This window comes from Shewanella sp. SW1 (assembly GCF_025653545.1).
GTDB classification, from domain to species: Bacteria; Pseudomonadota; Gammaproteobacteria; order Enterobacterales; family Shewanellaceae; genus Shewanella; species Shewanella oncorhynchi.
Genome location: NZ_JAKKSG010000011.1, coordinates 148,404 through 158,067 on the forward strand (window position 1 = coordinate 148,404; position 9,664 = coordinate 158,067).

Sequence of the window (9,664 nt, forward strand, 5' to 3'; positions counted from 1 at the left end):
CATAAAGCATTCACATTTAAAGGAGTTGGCTGGCGTATGAGTTATCAAATAGCAGTATTAGCAGGGGATGGGATCGGTCCTGAAGTGATGGCAGAGGCGCGTAAAGTGCTGCGTGAGGTTGAAGCACGTTTCGATTTGAATATCGAATACACTGAATTCGATGTTGGCGGTATTGCCATCGATAACCACGGTTGCCCGCTACCCGATGCCACGCTAAAAGGTTGTGAAGCGGCTGATGCGATCCTATTTGGCTCGGTAGGCGGTCCTAAGTGGGAAAAGTTACCGCCAAATGAGCAACCTGAGCGCGGCGCGCTATTGCCACTGCGTGGTCACTTCGAACTGTTTTGTAATCTGCGCCCAGCTAAATTGCATGATGGCTTAGAACATATGTCACCGCTGCGTAGCGATATTTCCGCCCGTGGCTTTGATGTTTTATGTGTCCGTGAGTTAACCGGCGGTATTTATTTTGGTAAGCCAAAGGGCCGTCAAGGCGAAGGCGAAAATGAAGAAGCCTTCGATACCATGCGTTATAGCCGTCGCGAAATTAGCCGTATCGCCCGCATCGCCTTCGAAGCCGCCCGTGGTCGCCGTAAAAAAGTGACCTCAGTGGATAAAGCCAACGTGCTCGCCTGTTCAGTGTTATGGCGCCAAGTGGTAGAAGAAGTGGCTGTGGACTTCCCCGATGTCGAGCTTGAACACATCTATATCGATAATGCGACCATGCAGTTGCTACGTCGTCCCGATGAGTTCGATGTGATGCTATGTTCTAACCTGTTCGGCGACATTTTATCCGACGAAATCGCGATGTTAACGGGTTCTATGGGCTTGTTGTCATCGGCGAGCATGAACAGCACTGGCTTTGGTTTATTTGAACCAGCGGGTGGCAGTGCGCCCGATATCGCGGGCAAAGGCATTGCAAACCCTATCGCCCAAATTCTGTCGGCGGCATTAATGCTGCGCCACAGCTTAAAGCAAGAAGAAGCCGCTTGTGCGATTGAGCGTGCCGTCAGCAAAACATTAAATTCTGGCTACTTAACCGGTGAGCTATTGAGCAGCGATAAGCGTAGCCAAGCTAAATCAACCGCCGAGATGGGTGACTTTATCGCCAATGCTATAAAGGAAGGTGTGTAATGACGAACGCAAAGACCTTGTACCAAAAAGTATGGGATGCCCACGTTGTAGCGACTCCTGAAGGTGAAGCGCCGATCATTTATGTCGACAGACATTTAGTCCATGAAGTAACTTCTCCCCAAGCATTCAGTGGCTTAAAAGTGGCGGGCCGCAAACTGCGTGCACCGGAAAAAACCTTTGCCACTATGGATCACAACACTTCGACCCGTAGCGCCAGCTTGGATGCCCTAAGCCCTATGGCACGCACTCAGGTGGAAACCCTAGCGCAAAACTGTAAAGACTTTGGTGTACGTTTATACGACATTCATCATCCTAATCAAGGAATTGTGCATGTGATGGGCCCTGAGTTGGGTATTACCTTACCCGGCACTGTGATTGTCTGTGGTGATTCCCATACCGCGACCCATGGCGCCTTTGGTGCGCTGGCGTTTGGCATTGGCACATCTGAAGTTGAGCACGTTTTAGCGACGCAAACTTTGCGTCAGTTAAAAGCTAAAACCATGAAGATTGAAGTGCGTGGTCATGTCACCGATGGCGTGACCGCCAAAGATATCGTACTCGCTATTATTGGCAAAATCGGCATGGATGGTGGCACGGGTTATGTGGTGGAGTTCTGCGGTGAGGCGATTGAAGCCCTGTCGATGGAAGGCCGCATGACAGTGTGCAACATGGCGATTGAGATGGGCGCTAAGGCGGGCATGGTCGCGCCGGATCAAACCACTTTCGACTATTTAGCAGGCCGCGAGTTTGCACCTAAGGGCGAAGATTGGGCAGAGGCTGTCGCTTACTGGCAAGCCATAAAAACCGATGATGGCGCCGTGTTTGATGCGACTGTGATACTCGATGCCGCCGATATCGCGCCGCAATTGACTTGGGGCACTAACCCTGGCCAAGTCGTAGCGATCGATGGAAAAGTGCCAAATCCTATTGATGAAGTAAATCCAAGTACCCGAGCTAGTATGGAAAAGGCCCTAGAATACATTGGCCTGAGTGCGGGTACGCCTATGACAGATATCAACATCAACAAAGTATTTATCGGTTCTTGTACTAACTCGCGGATTGAAGATTTACGCAGCGCCGCCGTGCATGCTAAAGGCCGCAAAGTCGCGAGTGGCGTCACCGCGATTGTAGTACCTGGTTCAGGCCAAGTGAAAGCCCAAGCCGAAGCCGAAGGCTTAGATAAAATCTTTATCGAAGCCGGGTTTGAGTGGCGTTTACCGGGTTGTTCCATGTGTTTAGCGATGAACGATGACAGATTAGAGGCGGGCGATCGCTGTGCTTCGACCAGTAATCGTAATTTCGAAGGTCGCCAAGGCCGTGGTAGTCGTACCCATTTGGTGAGCCCAGCGATGGCCGCCGCCGCTGCGGTGGCTGGGCATTTTGTCGATATCCGTAAACCTTACTAATTACCGTAAATCCAAGAGGAGAAGTTAATGCAACCTTTTACGACCCATACCGGGCTTGCGGTTATGATCGACAGCACCAATATCGATACGGATCAGATCATTCCGAAACAGTTTTTGTCTAAGGTGACGCGCGATGGTTTTGGGGTGCACTTATTTCATGACTGGCGTTATTTAGATGATGCGGGCGATGTGCCCAATCCTGATTTTTCATTGAACCAGTCTCGTTATAAAGGCGCTTCAATTCTTTTGTCGCAGGAAAACTTTGGTTGTGGTTCAAGCCGCGAACATGCGCCTTGGGCGCTGGCGGACTTTGGCCTACGCGCCATTATTGCGCCGAGTTTTGCCGATATTTTTTACGGCAACTCAATCAATAATGGCCTATTGCCTGTGGCGTTAACCCATGCGCAGGTGCGTCAGTTGATGGACGAAGTGGCGGCAGAAGAAGGCGCGCAAATCACGGTTGATCTCACAAGCTGTAAAGTGATTACACCGTCAGGTGCTGAGTTTAGTTTTACGCTGGCAGAGTCGGCGAGACATAAGCTACTCAATGGGTTAGATGCTATTGGGTTGACCTTGTCCCATGCTGCGCAAATCAGTCAGTACGAAACTCAAATCCAAGGTTGGCGCCGCTAAACTTTCAGCGCACATTTGTACTGGTGTTGAGTCTATATTTAAGCGCCTAGGTTAATACCTAGGCGTTTTTGTTTTAAATCTCAATACACTCTTAATTTAATTAATTGTATTTTAAAGCATAAATTTTTATTGTCGTTTTGATACTAGAAAATTTTATTCTCTGCAGTGATTTATGCTGAATTTGTCGAGTTTAAATGATTTACAGGTGTTCCAGAGTTTTAATTTTTTATCTTGTTGTTTAATATTGGTATTTTTTGATTTATTAATTTAAATCTCACGACTGTCGTGAATGATTTTTGAGTGTTTAAAGGTGGTTTTTTGTTTTAATGGTGATGTATATCACTAAATCTGTTTTAAATTTGTATTTCTTTAGATTTTCTGTCTGTTTTATCTCCTTTGGTTGCAAACATCTTCTGCATAAGTAAACTGCTGCGCATTCAATATGGAGTGTTTGCTCTATTTTGCCTGAACGCCGCAGTACTCATCTAAGTAGTACAGATAACAATAATATGATTAGAGAATAACAATGCAAAAACGTCTTCTGACTTTGGCTGTCACTGCAGCCTTGTTAAGTTCAACGACTCAACTCCATGCCGCGGGTTTTCAACTTGCGGAATACTCTGCTACAGGTTTAGGTCGCGCCTTTGCGGGTGAAGCCGCTATGGCGGATAACGCTTCGGCTCAAGGTCGAAATCCTGCAATGCTCACTTATTTAGAAGGACGTCAGTTGTCCGCGGGTGGCATTTACGTTATGCCAAACGTCGATGTGACAGGTGATGTCAGCCTTAGCTCACCGTTAATTGGTCCAAATCCTGTTGTTATGAAAGGTGGCGATGCACTGGATGTGGCCGATGACGCACTTGTGCCAAATTTTTATTATTCAAATCAGCTAAATGATCAATGGACTTGGGGCCTAGCGGTAAACTCTAATTATGGTCTAGCCACTGAATTACCCGCGACCCACGCAGCGGCTATTTTTGGTAACAAGACTTCGGTTACAACCGTTGAATTTAATCCAAACATCGCTTATCGCATCAATGATGCTGTTAGCGTAGGTGCTGGTGTACGGATCGTTTATGGTGAAGGCGAAATCGGTGCCTCATTACCAGGTTGGGTCGATGATATCAAACCTGATCTGCCGGCTCCTGTGCAGGCTGTGTTACCTCCAGGTGGCACTGAGCTGAAAAGCATGAAGGGTGATGATGTGGGTTACGGCTGGCAGTTAGGTGCAAGCTGGCAAATTAATCCTGCTCACCGTTTAGGTTTTGCTTATCACAGCGGCGTGCAACTGGACTTAGATGGCCATGCGTCTGGTGTTCTGTACACTGGCGGCCAAGATGTGTCTATCGAAGGTTATTTACCGCTTGAATTACCCGCTTTTGCAGAGATAGCTTCCCATCACCAATTGACCGATAACTGGGCCATGCATGCGAGTGTAAACTGGACCGATTGGAGCGTATTCGATCAACTAGTGGCTTATTTCCCTGGTGAAGTTAAGCCTAAGGGCGGCTTAGAGTCTGATTTAGTTAAAGAAGAGCACTTCGAAGATAACTGGCGCTTCGCGCTAGGGACGACTTATCAAGTGAATAACGACTGGTTAGTGCGTGCCGGTGTTGCTTTAGATAAAACGGCGGCAAATGACGAGTGGCGCACAACCACAATTCCAGACTCTGACCGTCTGTGGTTCTCTGTGGGCGCAGGTTATCAGGCAACTAAGAACCTGAACGTTGATTTTGCTGTGACTTATATTAAAGCGACTGGCGATGCGCCAATCAATGAACAGCAAAACCTATTGAACCTAGCGACTGTTAACTTTAACGGCGAAGCAAGCGGCGATGTATGGCTTGCGGGTATCCAAATGAGCTACAAGATGTAAGTTCAGTATGTTAAAAAAAGCCCTGAATCTTCAGGGCTTTTTTATAGCTATAGCATGGTGGCGTTATCTTGTTTTACGGCTTGCTTGCTGGTCACGGCGGTAAATTCCGAATATATTCACTGCATAAGTCGGTGGATCATGTTAATTCTCCCTAGCATAAAAAGGCGGCGGAGAGTTCAGATAGGATAGTAGCGTGCAGAAAAAATACGTGGTGGCCTTAGATCAAGGCACGACCAGCTCAAGGGCGATAGTGTTCGATCACGACGCAAACATTGTCAGCGTGTCCCAGCGGGAATTTACCCAGTTGTACCCTAATCCGGGTTGGGTCGAGCATGATCCTATGGAGATTTGGGCAAGCCAAAGTTCAGTGTTAATTGAAGTATTGGCGCGTGCGGGTATTCACAGCGATGAAGTGGCCGCCATTGGCATTACCAATCAGCGGGAAACCACTGTTATATGGGAGAAGGCCACAGGTAAACCTATTTATAACGCGATAGTGTGGCAGTGCCGTCGCAGCGCTGAGATTTGTGAGCAACTCAAAGCTCAAGGGTTAGAAGAATATGTGCGTGAGAATACCGGTTTATTACTCGACCCTTATTTTTCAGGCACTAAGATCAAATGGATTCTAGATAATGTGCCCAATGCCCGTGAGCAAGCCGAGCGTGGTGAGTTGTTGTTCGGCACTATCGATACTTGGCTCGTGTGGAAGTTAACCGAGGGCAAGGTGCATGTCACCGATCCCACCAATGCTGCCCGCACTCTACTATTCAATATCCATAGCCTGACTTGGGATAATAAGTTACTCGAAGCCTTAGATATTCCGGCGTCTATGTTGCCAGAAGTTAAACCTTCCTGCAGCGTGTATGGTACAACACGGATTGCTGGCGAAGGCAGTGAAATCCAAGTTGCAGGAATGGCGGGCGATCAACAGGCTGCGCTTTTTGGTCAGTTATGTGTCGAGCCCGGCATGGCGAAGAATACCTACGGTACTGGTTGTTTTTTGTTGATGAATACAGGGACAAAAGCGGTGCGCTCAAACCATGGCTTATTGACCACAGTTGCCGTGGGGCCTAAGGGTGAAGTGAACTATGCCCTCGAAGGTTCAGTCTTTATGGGCGGCGCGACCATTCAATGGCTGCGGGATGAACTGGGGCTTATTCGTGACGCCAGTGATACTGAGTACTTTGCCTCTAAGGTCGCCGATACTAATGGCGTGTATCTGGTGCCCGCTTTTGTGGGATTGGGTGCACCTTATTGGGATCCCAATGCCCGTGGTGCGCTATTTGGTCTGACACGCGGGGCGAATCGTAATCATATTATTCGGGCGGCGTTAGAATCCATCGCTTATCAGAGTAAAGATTTACTTGATGCCATGACCAAAGACAGTGGCGTCAGCCTTAAGCGTTTAAAGGTGGATGGCGGCGCGGTCGCTAATGATTTTTTGATGCAATTTCAAGCCGACATTACCGATGTCGAAGTGTTAAGGCCAAGCGTTTGTGAGACAACCGCTTTGGGTGCGGCATTTTTAGCTGGGTTGGCAGTGGGCTTTTGGGAGAGTGTGATAGAGCTTGAGCACAAAGCCTGTATCGATAAGCATTTTATCCCTAATATCGATGCCCAGACTCGAGTACAGTTATACGCAGGTTGGCAGGACGCGGTGGCCAGAACTCGAACTTAAACAATACGCCTTGAGGCGGCATTGGTTTGAGATAAAACTTAATTTGAGGTATCGCATGATTCGAAATCTGGCCTGATTTCAGACATGCTCGATAGTGCTGCTAAAAAGAGGCTAATAAAAAGGCGCTAATCCAATGGTATTGCGCCTTTTCCGTTTTATATCAGTACGGATTTATACTTCTAGATCAATGATATGTTGGCTCGGTGGCTTCTTGATTTCTGCGGAATCATCGGTCACTTCAAGTACGACACCTTCTTTTAGTTTTAGCGTTTCGCTTTCATCCGATGCACGGCGTTTCTTATTTTTATTGTTATCTGATTCTTTGCGTCTTTCCCTGACTTTAGTATTGCGGCTTTCTAACGCTGGAGGTAACTGCGACTGCGGTGTTTCATGGCTATCGGGGGTATTTGCGCTTGCACTGCTGACTTGGTCAACAACCCGTTTAGGGTGAAACACGGCTTTTACTGGCTGTGCCAGCATGGCATAAATGCTATCCAATCCACTCATAACGCCTCCTTGTTATTACACCTCTTAATATGATATCGGCTGAAGTCGGTCAATATTTAGACTATACGCCGTTTAACTTGTTAAGGCGAATAAGGCGATCCATTAGGTAGCTAGTGCGGGTATAAGGTGAATGTATAGGGAGAAAGTGGTTCTTTTGGTGGATTTTACGTGGGATTTTTGATCTTTCTCGCAATCGCGACATTAATATTCAGCCATTAGTAAAAAGATGAACGTCTTTATTTGGAATAAAAATTTAGATTTTTATGCTGATTTAAACTCTTTTTTGACTGTCGAATAAGGATGGACGTAAGTTTGTTTTGTTGCGTTTTTGAGTTTGACGTTATTTCTCGACCCGTAAAATCCCACAAATACAGAAATAATTCCCCATTTTTTTCATCGCAAGCACCTGAAAGCAAAAGGTTGCTGAATATATCGGCGCTATTTATTCCTGTTGTTTCCTCTGTTTAGTCAATCTCTAATGGTTTTTCTTGTCAAAAGTTTGTCGCGAGGTTAAGTGCTCAACATGCGGCTAACCCGCTTGCCGACTGGATTTATAAAAGGATCCCATCCCTTGACAATGCTTGTCGACTGTCCCTAAACTTAGCAGTTGTGGGAAATAGTGGATATTTGTGGATCAAAAATCAAAGGATAGGATAAATTAGCGTGTTTCGTGGAGCCAGTGCTATCAACTTAGATACAAAGGGACGGATCGCTATTCCAGTGCGATACCGCGAACCTTTGCAGCTTGAGCACCAAGGCCGCATCGTGATTACCGTCGATATCCAATCCGCCTGTTTACTCTTGTATCCCATTCACGAATGGGAATTGATCGAAGCTAAGTTGTTGAAGCTTTCAGATACCGATAAAACCCAGAGATCTTTAAAACGCCTGTTACTCGGCTACGCCCACGAAGTGGAGCTCGACAGTAATGGGCGCATATTACTGCCGCCACCGTTAAGGCAATATGCCAATTTAGATAAGCGCATCATGCTGGTGGGGCAATTGAATAAATTTGAGCTGTGGGATGAGCAATCTTGGCTGCAGCAAATTGATGAATGTCAGGAAACGATTCGAAGTGAGGATCTCGTTAATAACGAGCGCCTCGCGGATTTTTCACTTTAACGAGTCGTGATAACTAAATAAGAAGAGAGTAATGAGTCAAGAATTTGCCCATTTATCCGTACTGCTAGCAGAAACGGTTGGCGGTTTAAACATCAAAGACGATGGCATCTATATCGATGGCACGTTTGGCCGCGGTGGTCATTCAAGACAAGTATTACAACAACTCGGTGAACATGGTCGATTGATCGCCATCGATCGTGATCCTCAAGCGATTGAAGCGGCCAAACAATTTAGCGATGATCCACGCTTTCAAATCGTGCATGGTGGCTTTGGTCAATTAGCCGATTATGTCGAAGAGCTTGGGCTTGTGGGCAAAATTGATGGCGTATTACTCGATTTAGGTGTGTCTTCACCCCAGCTCGACGATGCTGAGCGCGGTTTTAGTTTTTTGCGCGATGGTCCACTCGATATGCGTATGGATAACAGTCAAGGCCAAACGGCTGCGCAATGGTTGGCTCGTGCTGAAATTGAAGATATGGCTTGGGTATTTAAAACCTACGGTGAAGAGAAAAATGCTCGCCATATTGCCCGTTGTATTGCTGCCGACCGTGAGAAAACGCCGTTTTTACGTACCAAAGATTTAGCCGATTTAATTGCGCGTATCACTAAAAATAAAGAACGCAATAAGCACCCTGCGACTCGGGTGTTTCAAGCGATCCGCATTTATATCAATAGTGAATTAGATCAAATTGATCAGGCACTTGAAGGAGCCGTCAATGTGCTTGCTCCCCAAGGACGCTTGTCGGTCATCAGTTTCCATTCTTTAGAAGATCGTATCGTGAAGCGTTTTATTCGTCGTCATAGCCAAGGCGAAAGTGTACCGCACGGTTTTCCGGTGACTGAAGATCAAATTAACAAGTCGCGTAAGTTACGTGCCGTGGGCAAGGCGATTATGCCATCCGACGAAGAAATCGAACGCAATGCCAGAGCTCGCAGCTCAGTGTTACGCATTGCCGAGCGTTTAGATTACTAAGGGGCGCACTGTGAGTAAGCCCTCGATTAATCTGCCACGGATCGTTTTACATGATTTATGGCTGCACAAATGGATCTTGTTATTAGCCTTGCTTGTGCTGAGTAATGCGGTTGCCGTGGTTTATGGCAGCCATGTTAGCCGTCAACTGACAACCCAGTGGGACCAGTTACTGCAGGAGCGAGATAGATTAGATATTGAGTGGCGCAATTTATTATTAGAAGAGCAATCGCAGACTGAGCACAGTCGTATTACGCGTATTGCCTCTAAGGAACTCAACATGAGTCGTCCGTTACCCAGCGAAGAAGTTGTGGTAAAGGTGCCGTGAGTATAGGGAAGAT

9 protein-coding genes are annotated in these 9,664 nt (G+C 46.9%); 8 read left to right on the top strand and 1 reads right to left on the bottom strand.

Features of this window, described 5'->3' with window-relative positions:
• Positions 1-36 precede the first annotated feature (36 nt).
• From leuB to glpK, 5 genes are all read left to right on the top strand, one after another.
• Entirely contained in the window at positions 37-1,131 is a 1,095-nt protein-coding gene (gene leuB / locus L5M71_RS11820; RefSeq protein ID WP_219255940.1) for a 3-isopropylmalate dehydrogenase, read from the top strand.
• Complete coding sequence (leuC, locus tag L5M71_RS11825) at positions 1,131-2,537, top strand: 3-isopropylmalate dehydratase large subunit (RefSeq protein ID WP_263207454.1); 1,407 nt, start codon at positions 1,131-1,133, stop codon at positions 2,535-2,537. Before leuB ends, leuC begins: the two co-directional genes overlap by 1 nt.
• Before the next feature lie 27 nt (positions 2,538-2,564).
• On the top strand, positions 2,565-3,170 hold the full coding sequence (leuD, locus tag L5M71_RS11830; RefSeq protein ID WP_263207455.1) for a 3-isopropylmalate dehydratase small subunit: 606 nt from the start codon (positions 2,565-2,567) through the stop codon (positions 3,168-3,170).
• Between the two features lie 526 nt (positions 3,171-3,696).
• On the top strand, positions 3,697-5,046 hold the full coding sequence (locus tag L5M71_RS11835; protein ID WP_263207456.1) for an outer membrane protein transport protein: 1,350 nt from the start codon (positions 3,697-3,699) through the stop codon (positions 5,044-5,046).
• A 193-nt stretch (positions 5,047-5,239) separates the two neighbouring features.
• A complete protein-coding gene (gene glpK, locus L5M71_RS11840) occupies positions 5,240-6,724 on the top strand; it encodes a glycerol kinase GlpK (protein WP_173497386.1) in 1,485 nt (494 codons plus the stop codon).
• Positions 6,725-6,895: 171 nt separating this feature from the next.
• Here glpK and L5M71_RS11845 read toward each other — a convergent pair whose 3' ends face one another.
• Positions 6,896-7,231, bottom strand: a complete 336-nt coding sequence (locus tag L5M71_RS11845) for a hypothetical protein (protein WP_263168653.1) — start codon at positions 7,229-7,231, stop codon at positions 6,896-6,898.
• A 663-nt stretch (positions 7,232-7,894) separates the two neighbouring features.
• Between L5M71_RS11845 and mraZ the strand changes: the two genes are divergently transcribed.
• The 3 genes from mraZ to ftsL are packed head-to-tail and all read left to right on the top strand — an operon-like array spanning position 7,895 to position 9,651.
• Positions 7,895-8,353, top strand: coding sequence for a division/cell wall cluster transcriptional repressor MraZ (gene mraZ / locus L5M71_RS11850; protein ID WP_105251188.1), 459 nt, complete (start codon positions 7,895-7,897; stop codon positions 8,351-8,353).
• 31 nt (positions 8,354-8,384) lie between these two features.
• On the top strand, positions 8,385-9,326 hold the full coding sequence (gene rsmH, locus L5M71_RS11855) for a 16S rRNA (cytosine(1402)-N(4))-methyltransferase RsmH (protein ID WP_131525721.1): 942 nt from the start codon (positions 8,385-8,387) through the stop codon (positions 9,324-9,326).
• A gap of 10 nt (positions 9,327-9,336) precedes the next feature.
• The gene (ftsL, locus tag L5M71_RS11860) at positions 9,337-9,651 is read left to right on the top strand and encodes a cell division protein FtsL (RefSeq protein ID WP_105251190.1); all 315 of its coding nucleotides are present in this window, start codon (positions 9,337-9,339) and stop codon (positions 9,649-9,651) included.
• Positions 9,652-9,664: the final 13 nt, after the last annotated feature.

Coding starts and splice junctions, on each gene's coding strand:
- leuB (WP_219255940.1), top strand. CDS start 37: ATGAGTTATCAAATAGCAGTATTAGCAGGGGATGGGATCGGTCCTGAA.
- leuC (WP_263207454.1), top strand. CDS start 1,131: ATGACGAACGCAAAGACCTTGTACCAAAAAGTATGGGATGCCCACGTT.
- leuD (WP_263207455.1), top strand. CDS start 2,565: ATGCAACCTTTTACGACCCATACCGGGCTTGCGGTTATGATCGACAGC.
- L5M71_RS11835 (WP_263207456.1), top strand. CDS start 3,697: ATGCAAAAACGTCTTCTGACTTTGGCTGTCACTGCAGCCTTGTTAAGT.
- L5M71_RS11845 (WP_263168653.1), bottom strand. CDS start 7,231: ATGAGTGGATTGGATAGCATTTATGCCATGCTGGCACAGCCAGTAAAA.
- rsmH (WP_131525721.1), top strand. CDS start 8,385: ATGAGTCAAGAATTTGCCCATTTATCCGTACTGCTAGCAGAAACGGTT.